Source organism: Collinsella sp. AF18-8LB (genome assembly GCF_003459795.1).
Taxonomy (GTDB): Bacteria; Actinomycetota; Coriobacteriia; order Coriobacteriales; family Coriobacteriaceae; genus Collinsella.
Window position 1 is genome coordinate 16,647 of the sequence record NZ_QRWU01000001.1, and the last position, 16,550, is coordinate 33,196.

General features: G+C 58.1%; 11 protein-coding genes. 6 read left to right on the forward strand and 5 right to left on the reverse strand.

The window, feature by feature from the left end; genetic code table 11:
- Positions 1-132: 132 nt before the first annotated feature.
- Both DWX25_RS00065 and DWX25_RS00070 read right to left on the reverse strand, forming a co-directional pair.
- Positions 133-1,146 carry a polyprenyl synthetase family protein gene (locus DWX25_RS00065; RefSeq protein ID WP_117858787.1) on the reverse strand — a complete coding sequence of 338 codons (1,014 nt, stop codon included), beginning with the start codon at positions 1,144-1,146 and terminating at the stop codon, positions 133-135.
- Positions 1,147-1,273: 127 nt separating this feature from the next.
- Positions 1,274-3,724, reverse strand: coding sequence for a PTS transporter subunit EIIC (locus tag DWX25_RS00070; protein ID WP_117858790.1), 2,451 nt, complete (start codon positions 3,722-3,724; stop codon positions 1,274-1,276).
- Positions 3,725-3,948: 224 nt separating this feature from the next.
- Here DWX25_RS00070 and DWX25_RS00075 point away from each other — a divergent pair, with 224 nt between their 5' ends.
- From DWX25_RS00075 to DWX25_RS00095, 5 genes are all read left to right on the forward strand, one after another.
- Positions 3,949-4,668, forward strand: a complete 720-nt coding sequence (locus DWX25_RS00075; protein WP_117743782.1) for a GntR family transcriptional regulator — start codon at positions 3,949-3,951, stop codon at positions 4,666-4,668.
- A 306-nt stretch (positions 4,669-4,974) separates the two neighbouring features.
- Complete coding sequence (locus DWX25_RS00080) at positions 4,975-6,291, forward strand: ABC transporter substrate-binding protein (protein WP_055252173.1); 1,317 nt, start codon at positions 4,975-4,977, stop codon at positions 6,289-6,291.
- An 87-nt stretch (positions 6,292-6,378) separates the two neighbouring features.
- Positions 6,379-7,233, forward strand: a complete 855-nt coding sequence (locus tag DWX25_RS00085) for a carbohydrate ABC transporter permease (protein WP_099432301.1) — start codon at positions 6,379-6,381, stop codon at positions 7,231-7,233.
- A complete protein-coding gene (locus DWX25_RS00090) occupies positions 7,233-8,072 on the forward strand; it encodes a carbohydrate ABC transporter permease (RefSeq protein ID WP_117858793.1) in 840 nt (279 codons plus the stop codon). Before DWX25_RS00085 ends, DWX25_RS00090 begins: the two co-directional genes overlap by 1 nt.
- 68 nt (positions 8,073-8,140) lie before the next feature.
- On the forward strand, positions 8,141-9,340 hold the full coding sequence (locus tag DWX25_RS00095; protein WP_117743781.1) for an ABC transporter ATP-binding protein: 1,200 nt from the start codon (positions 8,141-8,143) through the stop codon (positions 9,338-9,340).
- A gap of 536 nt (positions 9,341-9,876) precedes the next feature.
- Here DWX25_RS00095 and glgP read toward each other — a convergent pair.
- From glgP to galE, 3 genes are all read right to left on the reverse strand, one after another.
- The gene (glgP, locus tag DWX25_RS00100; protein ID WP_233514222.1) at positions 9,877-12,144 is read right to left on the reverse strand and encodes a glycogen/starch/alpha-glucan family phosphorylase; all 2,268 of its coding nucleotides are present in this window, start codon (positions 12,142-12,144) and stop codon (positions 9,877-9,879) included.
- Between the two features lie 128 nt (positions 12,145-12,272).
- On the reverse strand, positions 12,273-13,790 hold the full coding sequence (gene malQ / locus DWX25_RS00105) for a 4-alpha-glucanotransferase (protein ID WP_233514223.1): 1,518 nt from the start codon (positions 13,788-13,790) through the stop codon (positions 12,273-12,275).
- 209 nt (positions 13,791-13,999) lie between these two features.
- Positions 14,000-15,061, reverse strand: a complete 1,062-nt coding sequence (galE, locus tag DWX25_RS00110; protein WP_006235870.1) for a UDP-glucose 4-epimerase GalE — start codon at positions 15,059-15,061, stop codon at positions 14,000-14,002.
- A 267-nt stretch (positions 15,062-15,328) separates the two neighbouring features.
- Here galE and DWX25_RS00115 point away from each other — a divergent pair, with 267 nt between their 5' ends.
- Positions 15,329-16,534: a hypothetical protein gene (locus DWX25_RS00115; RefSeq protein WP_117735684.1), complete on the forward strand. Its 1,206-nt coding sequence runs from the start codon at positions 15,329-15,331 to the stop codon at positions 16,532-16,534.
- Positions 16,535-16,550: the final 16 nt, after the last annotated feature.

Here is a 16,550-nt window from a genome sequence, read left to right on the forward strand (position 1 = left end):
ACCCCTTTCGGCGTACCATTCGTACTATTTGAGCGTGTGTCGGATAGACAACGCAAAGGGATGCATAAACATGCACTCAACAGTGTAGCAAGTTGTACCCAAATACGCTGCTGACAGGTTTTATAACCCCCGCTAGTTAAGGCGCTCCACAAAGAAATCTGCCATGGAGAGGAATAGCTCGCGTGCATGCGGGTCGAGCTCGACGCCTTCGATGGCGGCCTTGGCCTTAGCGGTCAGGTCCAGCGCGTAGGTGTGGGCGTAATCGATGGAGCCGGTCTCCTGGAAGATCTCCACGGCGCGTGCGAGCTGCGCGGGATCATCGGTGCCCGAGGAAAGAATCGCCTCGACCTCGTTGTGGTGGCGCTCATCAGAGAGGGCGTGTACGGCGACGAGCGTACGCTTGCCCTCGGTGATGTCGGTACGGAAGTCCTTATTGGCGGTTTCCTTGGTGCCAACAAGGTTGAGCAGGTCGTCCTGGATTTGGAAGGCAAGACCGGTGTGCAGGCCAAAGGTGCGCAGCGCCTCGATTTGCTCATCGCTGCCGCCGCCAATAATGGCTCCGGCGGCAAGTGGCGTCGCTCCGCTGTAAAACGCGGTCTTGTGCGTCGCCATGTCCAGGTAGTCATCAACCGAGATATCAAAGCGCTCATCACGGACCCAACCCAGGTCGAGCGCTTGGCCCTCGATGGTGCGGACGATCATCTCGGTAAGCTCGTGGAGCACACGCACCTTCACGTCGGACTCCAGCGTGGGGTCGTCGAGAACCGTCTTGGTGACCATGGTGAGCGCTAGGTCGCCACAATTGATGGCAAGGCCCGTGCCCTCGGTAAGGTGCATGCAGGGCTTGCCTCGACGAAGCTGTCCGTTGTCGGCGATGTCGTCGTGGATCAGCGCGCCCGACTGGAAATGCTCGATGGCTGCCGCGGCGCTGCGGGCGCTCTCAAAGCTACCGCCCACTGCGGTTGCGGCGAGCATGCAGATAAGCGGGCGGTGGCGCTTGCCGGCGTTTGCCGTAAATGTCGAGAGCGGGGTATACAGGTAGCGCTCGATATCGGCGGAAGTCGCCTGTCCGTCAAAGAACGTGGCCAGATAGTCGTTAATCTGGTCAAAGTGCTGGGCTAAAAAGCTGGTAAACGGACTAGACACGGGCTCTCGCATTCTTTCTGAGGTTGCATCGTTGCATTATGCAGACAACATATTGCCACATTGGGGCGTCGAGCGCGGCGGTTGAAGACGATTGGTCCATGCGGCCGCAAGTGCGGTAGGGGCTTGGCTAGATAAGCCCAAAGTGTTCGAGCGCGGTGACGACGCCGTCGTGGTCGATGCTGTCGGTGACATAGTCGGCCTTTTCCTTGAGGAAGTCCGGTGCGTTGCCCATGGCGATACCGACATCGACGGCGTTCATCAGCGAGATGTCATTGCTGGCATCACCGATGCCATACACCGTTCCATGGTTGGGGTCGAGAGCGTCGAGTACGGACTGGATACCCTCGCGCTTGGTGCATTCGCGAGGCGAAATCTCGGTCACTTCGAGCTCGAGCTCGTTAAAGCAGAGCAGCGGCTCAAACGCTTGATCCTGAGCGATGCGGTTGGCAAGCGACGTAGACATTAAGATCTTGTAGGCGCTGTAATGTTGCAGCTGCGTAATTGCATCGCCCACGGTGCGGGCGTATCCGGGGGCGTCGGGCGCATCGGCACTCATGCGAACGACGCCATTGAGTCCCTCAAAACGAATCACTTCGTCCGATTGCTCAAGAATGGGAGCAAGGCGCTGCAGCATGCCGGGCGTCATCGCCAAATCGCGAATCACGTGTCCCTCAAGTTCGACATAGCCACCCGCGAGGCAGACGATGCCGGTCCAGGGCAGCTCGAGCAGCTTTGGATGGATGCAGCTCAGCGTGCGCCCTGTGCAGATAAACGCCATATTGTCCTTGGCGACAAAATCACGGATGGCTTGCGAGACCGCTTCATTGGGATAGGGGGAGAGGTCTCGCTCGCCCTCGGGAAGCTCTTGTGCCACTCGAGGGTCTTGCCAGGCGAGTGTTCCGTCGATATCGAAGAAGCAGATATCGCCGCGCTTATGGGCTGCGCTGGCGGCAGGGGAGGCCGAGGTGGTGGGCACAAATCCCGGCTCGAGGCCCATGATCTGGTCAAAATGCTCTTTAACGCGGGGAACGGAGATGCCGATAATCACCTGGGCGGTCTTGCCCGTAATGATGAGGCCCTTGGCGCCCACCGCGACAAACGACGCATTATCTGCAACGATGGAAGGGTCTGCGACCTCGACGCGCAGGCGCGTGGCGCAGTTGGTTGCGCCCACGATATTGCCAACGCCACCTAAAAGCTGAATTACCCGCTCAGCGAGGACGTGATCTTGATCGGATTGAATACTGACCTCGCCATTGGGAGATTGCTCTTTGACAAAGCCGCTTCCCGTTAAACGATCGATTGCCGCGCGATTGGAGGCATGATCCTCGCGGCCCGGCGTCTTAAGGTCATAGACCAAGATGAGTGCTCGAAAACTAACAAAAAAGATGAGGCTAAAGGCAAGACCGATACCGAGCGCCAAAAGGTAGGAGCTGGCATGCATTCGCATGAGTGGGATGAAGTTGAAGGCCGTCATTTCCATGAGACCGCCCGAGAAGATGCCGACGATGCCAAAGAAGTTCATGGTCATGGCAAGGCAGGAGGATAGGACGGCGTAGAGCAAAAAGAGTCCAGGATAGGTGAACATAAAGAGAAACTCGAGCGGCTCGGTGACACCGCAGACCACCGAGGCGACGATGGCGGGCAAAAGGATGACCTTAAGGCCGGTGCGGCGTTCGGGTTTGGCGGTGAAATAGAATGCTGCCGCGATGGCGGGAAGGCCAAAGAGCTTGCCCCAGCCGGTGGCGGTAAAACCTGCCCAGGGCGCAAGTTCATTTAAAGGGCGCGTGCTATGGGAGAGAATGGGGAGCAGGTTGGTCCACGTGGCGTAAATACCGTCGTGAATGACCAGATTGTCGTAATAGATGGGCATATAGAGCAGGTGGTGCAGCCCCATGGGCTCGAGTGCTCGCTCCAAAAACACAAAGATGCCCACGCCGAAGGGGCCGACGCCCGCAAGTGCGTGGCGCAGCGTTTCGGTTACAGCGTATGCGAAGGGCACGATGGCGGCCGAGATGGCGGCAAGGGCAAACACGGCAAAAAAGCTGATGAGGTAGACCAGCGAGGAACCCGAGAAGGTGCCGAGCCAATCGGGAACCTTGGCATCGTAGAAGCGGTCATGGATGGCGACGACGGTTGCCGATACCGCCAGCGGGCCGATAATGCCGGTGTCGAGCGTCTTGATGCCGTCGATGACGGTGATACCGCTGGCGGGGGTCAAAGATGATGGGTACTTAAGCCCAAGGTTGTCTCCGCTCAGCTTAATGATCTCGCTCAAAAAGAAGCAATAGGCAAAATAGGCCACAAGCGCCTCGAGGCAGCAGCGTGCCGGTTGCTTTTGGGCAAGACCGATAGGCAACGCTACGGCAAAAAGGAGCGGGAGACGTTTAAAGACCGTCCACGAGCCGCGCTGGATGATGGTCCAGAAAACGTACCAAGGGGTTCCGTATACGGCGAGGTCACCGACGATGTCTACGGTCGTGGCGAGGGCGGAGATGCCGACCATGAGGCCTGATATAGAAAACAGCATGGCGGGCGCGAACATGGCTCCGCCAAAACGTTGGATTTTCTGCAGCATAATATGCCTTCCGGATGCAACATGCTGTGCGAGCAAGAACGTTTAAACAATGAACTCATTGTAGAGGACTGGCTGCTTGCCGCATTGACGGTTTTGATTCGAATCGATTGGAGCATCACGGGCGCCGTTGACAGTTAATAATCGGTGCTTTGCCGATAGACGGTTTAAACAACCCAAAGAAATGCTATCGTGCCTAGCCATACATATTAATTAGAGGTGAAACAATGCCAAAAGCGATATACGAAGGAATCTACCGAGAAATACGCTCGCGCATCATTAATGGGACCTATGCGTTTCAGGAGATGCTGCCAACCGAAGCTGAGTTGACCGCGGAGTTCGGATGTACTCGCAATACTGTCCGTCGCGCCTTGGGTATGCTGGCCGACGGGATGTTTGTGCAGCCCATACACGGCAAGGGCGTGCGCGTTATTTGGCTTAAGGGCGAAACCGACATGTTGGGCGCACTCGAAGAGGTTGAGTCGTTTGGCGAGTTCGCAAAACGCAACAATGCCGTCGCATCGACCGAGGTCAAGTCTTTTGAACATTTGATTTGCACGGAGCAACTTTCTCGTCGCCTGGGCTTTAAGGTGGGCGAGGAGCTGATTCGTGTAGTGCGTGTCCGAAGCCTCAACGGCAGTGCTCGCCAGGTGGACCACGGCTACTTTTTGGAGTCGATCGCCAAGGGCCTGACGCCCGAGGTCGCCGAGAAGTCTATCTACGACTATCTGGAGCACAAGCGCGGCATCAAAGTGATGGCGAGCCGCCGTACGGTGAGTGTCGAGCTCGCCAACGATGAGGACTGCAGCTACTTGGACCTTGGCAAATACAACTGTGTCGCCGTCATGGAGAGCCAGTCGTACACCTCGGACGGCATCTTGTTCGAGGTCACGCATGCCCGCACGCATCCCGAGATCTTCCACTACCGCGTCAACTCCAAGCGATAGCCGGCTAGCTCGCAGCCTGACGAGACTCATGCCCTCAAAGCGAAAACGCCCGGTCAAACCGACAATGCATCGGCTTGACCGGGCGTTTTCGCTGCATTCGATAATAAATAATTGTTTATACAAAACTTGTCAAGTATCAAGTCGAAATTACCGTTCACCGAAGTTTTTCTACCGCTCTAGTAATACTTGTTCAAACAACTAGCCAAATAGCGTATTGTACAAATCAGCAAAAGGGGCAAAGTCCCCGAGCCAATCTCCGAAGGCGGCGGCAAAGGGTGCCGCCACGGTGTGAAAGGGTGGATTGTAATGAAGAACGAAATGAGCAGAAGGCAGTTCCTGGGCTTTGCTGGTTCCGCGGCTGCGGTTCTTGGTCTGGGCCTCGTGGGCTGCGGTGGTTCTGCCGGCTCTGGCTCCTCTGCTTCTGGTGACGCTGCCGAGGTCTACTTCCTCCAGTTCAAGCCCGAGGTCGACAAGGAGTGGAAGGAGATCGCCAAGGCGTACAAGAAGGAGAAGGGCGTCGAGGTCAAGATCGTGACCGCCGCCTCCAACACCTACGAGGAGAAGCTCAAGTCCGAGATGTCCAAGAGCTCCGCTCCGACGCTGTTCCAGGTCAACGGCCCCACCGGTCTTAAGAACTGGAAGGATTACTGCGCCGATCTGTCCGACACCAAGCTCCGCGGCGAGCTCATCGACGACTCCCTGGCTCTGCAGTCCGACGGCAAGGATCTGGGTATCGACTGGGTTCAGGAGAGCTACGGCATCATCTACAACAAGGAGCTCCTCGAGAAGGCTGGCTACAAGGCCGAGGACATCAACTCCTTCGACAAGCTGAAGGCTTGCGCCGATGACATCCAGGCCCGCAAGGACGAGCTCGGCGTTGACGGTGCCTTCACTTCCGCCGGCATGGATGACTCCTCCAGCTGGCGCTACACCACCCACCTCGCCAACCTCCCGCTCTACTACGAGTTCGAGAAGGAGCACAACCAGGAGGACGACGAGATCAAGGGCGAGTATCTCGACAACTTTAAGCAGATCTTCGACCTGTACATCACCGACTCCACCTGCGATCCTTCGCAGCTCGCCTCCAAGACCGGTGACGACGCCACTAACGAGTTCGCAACCGGCAAGGCCGTCTTCTACCAGAACGGCTCTTGGGCCTACGCCGACCTCACCAAGGCCGGTATGACCGACGACCAGCTCGGCATGCTGCCGATCTACATCGGCGTCGACGGCGAGGAGAACCAGGGCCTGTGCTCCGGCGGCGAGAACTACTGGTGCGTCAGCTCCCAGGCTTCCGAGGATGCCCAGAAGGCCACCGAGGACTTCATGTATTGGTGCGTCACTTCTGACACCGCCACCAGCATCATCGCTGACAAGATGGGTCTGACCGCCCCGTTCAAGAGCGCTAAGGAGACCACCAACGTCTTCTCGCAGCAGGCCGTTGCTATGGCCAAGGATGGCAAGAAGACCGTTGCTTGGGACTTCGTTTACATCCCCTCTGAGGAGTGGAAGAAGAACCTCAAGCAGGCTCTCATCGCTTATGCTGCCGACAACACCAAGTGGGACGGCGTCAAGAATGCCTTCGTCGATGGCTGGAAGACCGAGAAGGCTGCTTCCGAGTAAGCAGTTTCTGCCCAAGCTATCTGATTAGCGACAGGGGGCGGGCAGACGTAGGTTTGCCCGCCCCCTGCATATTGAAAGGACCCTTCTATGGGCAAAGCACTCAAGCGCTGGTGGCCGCTCTTTATGCTGCCCACGTGCCTGGCGTTTATGATCGGGTTCGTGATTCCCTTTATCCAGGGTTTCTATCTCTCGTTCTGCCAGTTTATTACCATCAATAACGCGCACTTTGTCGGTATCGAGAACTACGTGCGCGCACTGACCGACCCGCAGTTCTCCACGTCGTTCTTCTTTACCGTGGCGTTTGCCTTCCTGTCGACGGTGCTCATCAACGTGATCGCGCTGGCCATTGCGCAGGCGCTCACCCGCAAGGCGCTCAAGGGCACCAACATCTTCCGTACGATTTTCTTTATGCCTAACCTGATCGGCGGCATTGTGCTGGGTTACATTTGGCAGATTCTGATCAACTGCCTGCTCTCCAACGTGGGTGCCCAGCTTATCGCCCTCAACTCCGCCGCTGGCTTCTGGGGCCTTATCATCCTGACCCTGTGGCAACAGGTCGGCTACATGATGATCATCTACATCGCCGGTCTGCAGTCCATCCCGTCTGACTACATCGAGGCCGCCAAGGTCGATGGCGCTACGGCATGGCAGACGTTTTGGAAGGTTAAGATCCCCAACCTGATGCCGACCATCACCATCTGCCTGTTCCTGTCCATCACCAACGGCTTTAAGCTGTTCGACCAGAACCTCGCCCTTACCGGTGGCGCCCCGGCGCACTCCACCGAGATGCTCGCCCTGAACATCTACAACACGTTCTATTCGCGCGCTGGCATCGCATGGCAGGGCATTGGCCAGGCCAAGGCAGTCATCTTCTGCATCCTGGTCGTCGCTATTTCCATGATCCAGCTTAAGGCCACGAGGTCCAAGGAGGTGCAGCAGTAATGAAACGCGATAAGGCTATCAACCGCGCTCTCTCGATTTTCTTTACGATCCTGTCGCTCGCGTGGATCTACCCCGTGTTCATGATTGCACTCAATTCCTTTAAGAAGGGGACTGCAATCAGCACCACCACGGCGTTCGATCTGCTCACGCCCGAGACGTTCAACGGCCTTGCAAACTACGTGCATGCTCTTAACGAGCAAGGCTTTGCTTCGGCGTTTATGTATTCGCTTATCATCACGGTCACGTCGGTCGTGCTGATTTTGGTGTGCTGCTCCATGTGCGCTTGGTACGTGGTGCGCGTCAACAGCAAGATTTCGAACTTCTTCTATTACCTGTTCGTTTTCTCGATGGTCGTGCCCTTCCAGATGCTGATGTTCACGCTGTCCAACCTCGCGGACCGCATCGGCTTTAACACGCCGTTCAACATCTGCTTCATCTATCTGGGCTTTGGTGCGGGCCTGGCGGTCTTTATGTTCGCCGGCTTTGTCAAGAACATCCCGCTCGAGATTGAGGAAGCGGCCATGATCGACGGCTGCAACCCGGTCCAGGTGTTCTTTAAGATCGTCCTTCCCATCATGAAGCCCACCTATCTTTCGGTCGGCATCCTCGAGACCATGTGGGTCTGGAACGACTACCTGCTGCCCTACCTTACGCTCGACTCCACCAAGTACAAGACCATTCCTATCTTGATCCAGTACTTCCGTGGCGGCTATGGCCATGTCGAGCTTGGCCCCATGATGGCCTGCATCATGATGGTCGTCGTCCCCATCGTCATCATGTACATCTTCTGCCAGAAGTACATCATCGACGGTGTGGTGGCAGGTGCCGTCAAGGGCTGATGCCGTAACTGTTTTGCAAGTTTTGGCGGCGCCCCTCATCGCGGCGCCGCGTATCGAAAGGTAAAGACATGGCCGAGATCGTTCTCAAACATGTTCAGAAGGTGTATCCCAACAACGAGTCAAAAAAGAAGGGCTTCTTTGGCAAAAAGAAGAAGACCGGGGAGAAGAAGCACAACCTCAAGGTTACCGAGGACGGTGTGCTCGCTGTAGAGGACTTTAACCTCACCGTTCACGACCAGGAGTTCATCGTCCTCGTTGGCCCCTCTGGCTGCGGTAAGTCCACGACGATGCGCATGGTCGCCGGCCTGGAGGACATCACCTCGGGTGACGTGCTCATCGACGGCAAGCGCGTCAACGACGTCGCTCCCAAGGACCGCGACATCGCCATGGTGTTCCAGAGCTACGCTCTGTACCCCAACATGACGGTGTACGAGAACATGGCGTTTACGCTTGAGCTCAAGAAAGTCCCCAAGGACGAGATCGACCGCAAGGTCCGCTCCGCTGCCGAGATCCTGGGTATTACCGAGTACCTCGACCGTAAGCCCAAGGCGCTTTCGGGCGGTCAGCGTCAGCGCGTCGCCATCGGCCGCGCCATCGTGCGTGACCCCAAGGTCTTCCTGATGGACGAGCCGCTGTCCAACCTGGACGCCAAGTTGCGTAACCAGATGCGCGCCGAGCTCATTAAGCTGCGTCACGAGATCAAGGGTACCTTCATCTACGTTACCCACGACCAGACCGAGGCTATGACCCTCGGCGACCGTATCGTGGTCATGAAGGACGGCGTCGTCCAGCAGATCGCCACGCCGCAGGAGGTCTTCAACCATCCCGCGAACATCTTCGTCGCCGGCTTCATCGGCGTGCCGCAGATGAACTTCTTCGATGCCCAGCTGGTGCGCTCGGGCAACGGCTTTACCGTCAAGACCGAGGATATGAACGTGGCGCTCGCCCCCGAGACTTGCGCACAGCTTGCCCTCAACTGGGACGGCGGCGACGTGAAGGAGATTACGGCCGGCGTGCGTCCCGAGCAGATCCTGCTTGCCGACAAGGGCGAGGAGGGTGCGCTCCAGGGCACCGTCGAGGTGACCGAGCTCATGGGTTCGACCGAGCATGTCCACGTGACCGCTCCCGACGGCCAGTTTGTCCTGATTATCCCCGTCGTCGACCTCGAGGCCAAGGGCGCGCTCAAGGCGGGCGACCCCATCTGGTTCAAGTTCGAGAAGAACGCGACCCACCTCTTCGATAAGGTCTCTGGCAAGAACCTTATCTAGGCCCGGTGCATCCAGGCCCTCCCTTTGGGCGACTGCGGTATTGCCATCCTTTTGCCGCGGTCACATATAAGGCTTCCCTCCCGTCCACTGGGCGAGAGGGGAGCCTTTCTTTGTGTTGGGGCTGTCTGGCCGGTCGTTTGTCTCGATCTGTAACAGGTGGGGCCGATTTCGGACGTTAGATGTTACAGATCGAGACGGTTCCGCTGAGCTAACCATTTCATCTAAATCTGTAACACCAAAGACGAATTTCAGCTGCTAGATGTTACAGATTGAGATATTGCTGCGGGACGATTCCGTTTGTCTCGATCTGTAACAGGAAGAACCAATTTTAGGTGCCAGATGTTACAGATTGAGATGAACTCAGATGGACGGTTTTGATTGTCTCGTTCTGTAACGGGCGGTGCCAATTCTGCTGGCTAGTTGTTACAGATCGAGATTGTTAGGCAGAGTCGGGTCACAGGGTAACGTGCGGGCACAAAAAACGGAGCCGTGTTGCCACGACTCCGTTTCTCAAGAGGATGGGTAAGGGGAATGAGCTAGCTCAGGTGCCAGATCTCGTCGTTGTACTGGGAGATCGTACGGTCGGACGAGAAGGTGCCGGCGTTGGCGATATTGATGAGCGCCTTGCGCATCCAAGCGTCCTGGTCCTCGTATTCGGCCAGCACGCGCTCCTTGGTCTGGATGTACTCCTCAATGTCGAGTAGGGCCATGAACCAGTCCTTGCCCTTGATGTCGTCGTGCAGACGCTGCAGGCGCTCCGCGTTGCCGGTCGCCATAAAGGCGGGGTTGGTGATGAAGTCCACCAGCAGTTTGATGCCGGGCTTGCGGTAGAGTGCGCCGGCATCGTAGGTGCCGTCGGCGTAGAGCTGCTCTACCTGCTTGGACGAGGCGCCAAAGGTGTAGATGTTCTCGTCGCCCACGAGCTCGGCAATCTCCACGTTGGCACCGTCGAGCGTGCACAGGGTTAGGGCGCCGTTGAGCATGAACTTCATGTTGGAGGTGCCGCTTGCCTCCTTGGAGGCCAGGCTGATCTGCTCGGAGATGTCAGCGGCGGGGATCACGCGCTCGGCGGCGGTGACGTTATAGTTCTCGATCATGACAACCTGCAGGTAGGGCGCCACGTCGGGGTCGTTTGCAATCCACTGCGACAGCGTCAGGATCAGGTGAATGATGTCCTGGGCGATGGTGTAGGCAGGTGCCGCCTTGCCGCCAAAGATGATGGTGACGGGGTGAGCGGGCTTGTTGCCGTTCTTGATGTCGAGATACTTCCAGATGATGTAGAGCGCGAGCATCTGCTGGCGCTTGTACTCGTGGATGCGCTTGACCTGAACATCGATGATGGCGTTGGAGGGAATGGTCACGCCCTGCTCGAGCGCCATGAACTGGCGCATGATGCTCTTGGCCTCGACTTTGGTAGCAGCCAGGCGCTCAAGAACGTCCTTGTCGTCGGCGAATTCGGCGAGCTTGCTCAGATTGCCGGTGCTGCGCCAATCGGTGCCGATCACATCGTCGAGCAGGCTGGCGAGCGCGGGGTTGGCACCATGGATCCAGCGGCGGAAGGTGATGCCGTTGGTCTTGTTGGAGAACTTCTCGGGATAGATCTCGTAGAACGGATGAAGCTCGGTGTCCTCCAGGATCTTGGTGTGGAGGGCGGCTACGCCGTTGATGGAGAAGCCAAAGTGGATGTCCATGTGGGCCATGTGAACGGTGTTGTATTCGTCGATGATGGCGACGCGCGGGTCATCGTGCTCGGCCTTCGCAATCTCATCGAGCTTGACGATAATGTCGGCGATGGCAGGGGAGACCTTCTGCAGGCTGGCGAGCGGCCACTTCTCGAGGGCCTCGGCAAGAATCGTGTGGTTAGTGTAGGCGACCATGGAGCGTACGATGGTCACGGCCTCGTCAAACTCGATGCCATGCTCGGTGGTGAGCAAGCGAACGAGCTCGGGAATGACCATGGTGGGATGCGTATCGTTGATCTGGACCACGGCGTAGTCGGCCAGATCGTGCAGGTTACTGCCGCGCTCGACAGCCTCGTCGATCAGGAGCTGGGCAGCGTTGCTCACCATGAAGTACTCCTGGTAGATGCGAAGCAGACGGCCCTGCTCGTCGGAATCATCCGGATAGAGGAACAGGGTGAGGTTCTTGGCGATCTCGGTCTTATCGAAGTCGATGGAGCTGCCGGGGACCAGGCCATCGTCGACACTTGCCAGGTCAAACAGGCGCAGGCGGTTCTTGGTGGGCTGGCCGTAACCAGGCACATCGATGTTGACGAGCTTGGAGGTGACGGCAAAATCGTCAAACTCAACGGTGTAGGAGCGGTCGTCATCGACCAGGATGTCCTGCTCGCCAAGCCACTCATCGGGGACGGCCTTCTGCTGCTTATCGACAAAGCGCTGGCGGAACAGGCCGTAATGGTAGTTGAGGCCCACACCGTCTCCGGTAAGGCCCAGCGTGGCGATGGAATCCAGGAAGCATGCGGCCAGACGGCCCAAGCCACCGTTGCCCAGCGACGGCTCGACCTCAAACTCCTCGATCTTGTTGAGGTCGTGACCGGCGGCAGTGAGCTGATCCTTAACCTCGTCGTAGATGCCAAGGTCGATCATGTTGTTGATGAGCAGCTTGCCAATCAAAAACTCGGCAGAGATGTAGTAGAGCTTTTTCTTGCCATTGTTGAGCGGGCAGGCGGAAGAGCGCTCCTGCACGAGCTTGACCAGCAGCTTGTAAATGCGACGGTCGTCGAGCTGCTCGAGCGAGGCGCCAAAAGACTGCTCGGCGAGTTCCATGAGGTTTATTTGGGGCATGTTTCCTCCTGTGATGGGTTGTTTCATGTCTGCAATTCATAAGAAGCCCGCGCGAGGGGATTGGGGTGGCCTCGCGCGGGAAAAGCAAGCGCGTCCGCACGGTGGGGAGGGGTCGGGCGCGGTAGCTCCTATTGAGGAAGCTCGATTTCAGCTTCCGACGGGATGCGGAAGTAGGTTTCGGTCCAGTCGGTGAGTTTGTGCTCGAGCTCGCGGGTGATGGCGCCGTCGAGCATGCGCCAAGTCCAGTTGCCGCCCAGCGTGGCAGGGGTGTTGATGCGCGCCTCATTGCCCAAGTTGAGCAGGTCCTGCATGGTGTAGATGCACGTGTCGCTTACGCTGGCGGCGATGGTGCGATTGAGTGCATCTGCCATGGGTTCGCCGGCCTGCTGATGGGCGTACAGGGCTGCCTGCTCGCGCTGACGCGGGGTGGCCGTTCCCTCAAACCAACCACGCGCCGTTTCGTTGTCGTGGGTGCCCACGTAGGCGACGGTGTTGGCAATGTAGTTGTGCGGCAGGTAGTACGAGTTGGTGCCCTCAAAGGCAAACTGCAGGATCTTCATGCCAGGGAAGCCCGAGTTGTCGCGCATGTCGATGACACCGGGAGTGAGGAAGCCCAAGTCCTCGGCGATGATGGGCAGCGTGCCGAGCTTTTCCTCGAGCGCTTTGAAGAGCTTGAGGCCGGGACCCTGCGTCCACGAACCGTGGGACGAATCGGGCGAGGAGAACGGCACCTCCCAATAGGCCTCGAAGCCGCGGAAGTGATCCAGGCGGATGACGTCGTACATGTCGAGGGCAGCGCGAATGCGGCCCTCCCACCAGGAGAAGCCGTCGGACTCCATGGCGTCCCAGTCGTAGATGGGGTTGCCCCAGTACTGGCCGGTGGCCGAGAACTGGTCGGGCGGCGTGCCGGCGACGCTCACGGGATTGCCGGCGGCGTCGATCTTAAAGAGCTCAGGTGTCGCCCACATCTCGACGGAGTCGCGCGAGACATAAATGGGCAGGTCGCCGATGATGAGAATGTCGCGCTCGTTGGCATAGGCCTTGAGGCGGCTCCACTGGCGATCGAAGAAGTACTGCGTCATCTGGTGGTAGAGCATGCGCGCCGGATGGTCGGCGCAGACCTTGGCGGAAGACTCGCCGCGGGTGCGGAGCTCCGCGGGCCACTCCCAAAACGCCTTGAGACCGCACTCCTCTTTGACGGTCATGAACTCACAGTAGGGGATGAGCCAGTCCTCGTTGGCCTGGATAAAGTCATCGAAATCTGCCGGCTTATCGGCGGCAAAGCGCTCGGCGGCGCGGTCGAGAATCTGACGGCGGCCGCCAAAGATAGCACCGTAGTCGACATTGCTGGGGTCGGATCCCAGATACACGCCATCGATATCGCGCTGCTCAAGATACCCTGCCTCGATAAGCTCGGCAAAGTCGATGAAGTTGGGGTTGCCCGCGCGGGCCGAGAACGACTGATAGGGCGAATCGCCATAGCTGGTCGTCGTAAGGGGCAGAATCTGCCAGTAATGTTGTTTGCACGAGGCGAGAAAATCGACGAAGTCGTAGGCATTCCAGCCAAAGCCGCCGATTCCGTATGGTCCGGGCAGAGATGAGACGGGCATGAGGACGCCGCTTGCACGCTCCATGAATGCGCTCACCAACCTTCTTGTTGTGGGGTCGGCCTGCCAATGGGTGTGCAGTCCGCCTCCGGTGTTCTGATTCGATATGCCTATTGTAAAACATGTTGTTTAAACATGTATAGGCAAGATTAAAAAGTTGGTCGATTTTCGGCGAATGGCTATATGCCATGAAAAAAGCCCCGACCTCACAACGTGAAATCGGGGCAAGAGCGGTATGTAGGTTTTTGCTACTCGGCGTCGGCGAAGCCGTTGGGGTTGTGGCTCTGCCAGTTCCAGCTATCGCGGCACATGTCCGCGATGTCGTACTGGGCCTTCCAGCCCATCATGCGCTCGGCCTTGGAGGCATCGCACCAGTTGGCGGCGATGTCGCCGGCGCGGCGCTCGCGGATCACGTAGGGTAGCTCCTTGCCACAAGCCTTGGAGAAGGCGGCGACGACCTCGAGTACCGAGGTGCCGGTGCCGGTGCCCAGGTTAAAGATCTCGACGCCGGTCTTGCCGTTCATCCAGTTAAGGGCGGCAACGTGACCAGAGGCCAGATCGCACACGTGGATGTAGTCGCGCACGCCGGTGCCGTCGGGGGTGGGGTAGTCGTTGCCGAAGACCTGAACGGCCTCGAGCTTGCCCACGGCGACCTGGGCGACATAGGGCACCAGGTTGTTGGGGATGCCCTTGGGGTCCTCGCCGATCAGGCCCGACGGATGAGCGCCGATGGGGTTGAAGTAACGGAGCAGCACGACGTCCCACTCGGGGTCGGCGGTGTGGACGTCCATAAGGATCTGCTCGATCATCCACTTAGTCCAACCATAGGGGTTGGTCGCGGGCTTCTTAGGATCCTCCTCGGTGACGGGTGGGTTGTCCGGGTCGCCGTAGACGGTCGAGGAGCTCGAGAAGATGATGGACTTGCAGCCATGATTGCGCATGACGTCGATGAGCACCAGGGTGTTCTCGATGTTGTTGTGGTAGTACTCGACGGGCTTGCTCACCGACTCGCCGACGGCCTTAAAGCCGGCAAAGTGGATGACGCGGTCAATCTGATGGGTATCGAAGATCTTGTTCATCGCATCGCGGTCGAGCACGTTGGCCTCGTAGAAGGTGAGGTTCTTGGCGGCCTCGTCGCCCACGATGGTCTTGACGCGGTCGACGGCGACGGCGCTGGAGTTGGAGAGATCATCGACGATGACGACCTGGTAGCCACCCTCTAGCAGCTGAACGACGGTGTGTGAGCCGATAAAGCCGGCGCCACCGGTAACGAGGACGCAGGTGTCTTTGGGGTCGAGTGCTTTGGACATGTAGTCTCCTATCGAATCAGGAACACTTCTTCAGGGGAGTATAGCGCAGACAGTTGTTCCAAAAAACGTACGCGGCGGGAAAATCAGAGGATTATGTTAACGTACTCATACAAGAGCTTGCGTACGCATAACCTGATCTTTGGCATTTGCTTACGAGCCGTCGACCTTGCAGTTTCCTGCCGTTCGTGGAAATCGTTGGGACGCGCCATATGTACGCTAATATGTATGAGTTGAGCGACATATAAATAAGCATGTAACGGAGTACATATGTCACCAAACAGCGATTCCATCCTTTCCCAGGAGCTCTCGCGCCGTACCGCCCTCAAGGCCCTGTTCGGCGCCGCTTCTGCGGCAGTTCTTTTTGGCTTGCCCACTCGCGCCCATGCGGCGGAGGCTTCCAAAGAAACCACCGATAAACTGAATGCCGCCCAGGCCCAGCTCGACGAGGTTCAGGCCCAGCTCGACAGCATCGCAAATGAATACGCGGCGCTGGCCAGCAAGAATGCCCAGACCCTCAACGATATCGAGGGCGTACAGGGCCAGATCGACGACACGCAGGCGCAGATTGACGAGAAGAAGGCCGAGCTCAAAAAGAAACGCGGCGATCTTTCCGATCGCGTGGCCGCCAGCTACAAGTCCGGCGGCACGAACATCCTGTCGCTGCTGCTGGCCTCAGGCTCGTTTGAGGAACTCGTCGCCAACGCGCATTACGTTGAGAAGATTAACAAGAGCGACCGCGATGCCATCGAGGATATCCAGACGATTCAGGCTGAGCTCGACGCACAGAAGACCGAGCTCGAAGCACAAAAGGCCGACTTGGAGAAGCTCAAGGACCAGCAGACGGCTCAGATGCAGGATATGCAGGCCAAGCAGCAAGAAGTCCAGACCGTGCTGAACGGTCTTTCCGACGACGTCAAGGAGCTCATGGCTCAGCGCGATTCCGAGATCCTCGCTGCCGCCCAGGCCGAGGAGGCTGCCAGGAAGGCCGCCGCCGCTGCCGCCGCCGCGAACAAGAACAATTCCTACTCGGGCGGTTCGAGCTCGGGTGGCGGATCGTATGCTCCCGGAACTCCGCAGCAGAATGCCGGATCGGGCAAGCAGCAGGCCGTCGTCAACGCGTGCTACTCCACGCCTTCCCCGGGTCAGAACTGGTGCGCAGCGTGGGTTACCAACGTCTTCCGCAACGCCGGCGTTGGCTACTTTGGCGGTAACGCGTGCGATATGTTTAACGCCTGGTGCTATAGCTCTGACCGCTCGGCGCTGCAGGTGGGCATGATCGTTGCCGATTCCTCGCACAGCGGCACGGGTGCTCCGGGTCTTATCTACGGTCATGTGGGTATCTACGTTGGCGGCGGCATCGTTATGAGCAACGAGGGTGCCATTACGTCTAAGTCGCTTGACTCGTTTATTAGCTTTTACGGTACTGGCTCTGGCGTGCGTTGGGGCTGGCTTGGCGGCGTGGTGCTGTCGTAACTGCGGTTTGAAGTAA

What these genes read in the sequence shown, in the direction of transcription:
- galE (WP_006235870.1), bottom strand. Translation starts at nt 15,061, where the DNA reads ATGTCCAAAGCACTCGACCCCAAAGACACCTGCGTCCTCGTTACCGGT.
- DWX25_RS00070 (WP_117858790.1), bottom strand. Translation starts at nt 3,724, where the DNA reads ATGCTGCAGAAAATCCAACGTTTTGGCGGAGCCATGTTCGCGCCCGCC.
- DWX25_RS00085 (WP_099432301.1), top strand. Translation starts at nt 6,379, where the DNA reads ATGGGCAAAGCACTCAAGCGCTGGTGGCCGCTCTTTATGCTGCCCACG.
- DWX25_RS00115 (WP_117735684.1), top strand. Translation starts at nt 15,329, where the DNA reads ATGTCACCAAACAGCGATTCCATCCTTTCCCAGGAGCTCTCGCGCCGT.
- DWX25_RS00080 (WP_055252173.1), top strand. Translation starts at nt 4,975, where the DNA reads ATGAAGAACGAAATGAGCAGAAGGCAGTTCCTGGGCTTTGCTGGTTCC.
- DWX25_RS00095 (WP_117743781.1), top strand. Translation starts at nt 8,141, where the DNA reads ATGGCCGAGATCGTTCTCAAACATGTTCAGAAGGTGTATCCCAACAAC.
- DWX25_RS00075 (WP_117743782.1), top strand. Translation starts at nt 3,949, where the DNA reads ATGCCAAAAGCGATATACGAAGGAATCTACCGAGAAATACGCTCGCGC.
- DWX25_RS00090 (WP_117858793.1), top strand. Translation starts at nt 7,233, where the DNA reads ATGAAACGCGATAAGGCTATCAACCGCGCTCTCTCGATTTTCTTTACG.
- glgP (WP_233514222.1), bottom strand. Translation starts at nt 12,144, where the DNA reads ATGCCCCAAATAAACCTCATGGAACTCGCCGAGCAGTCTTTTGGCGCC.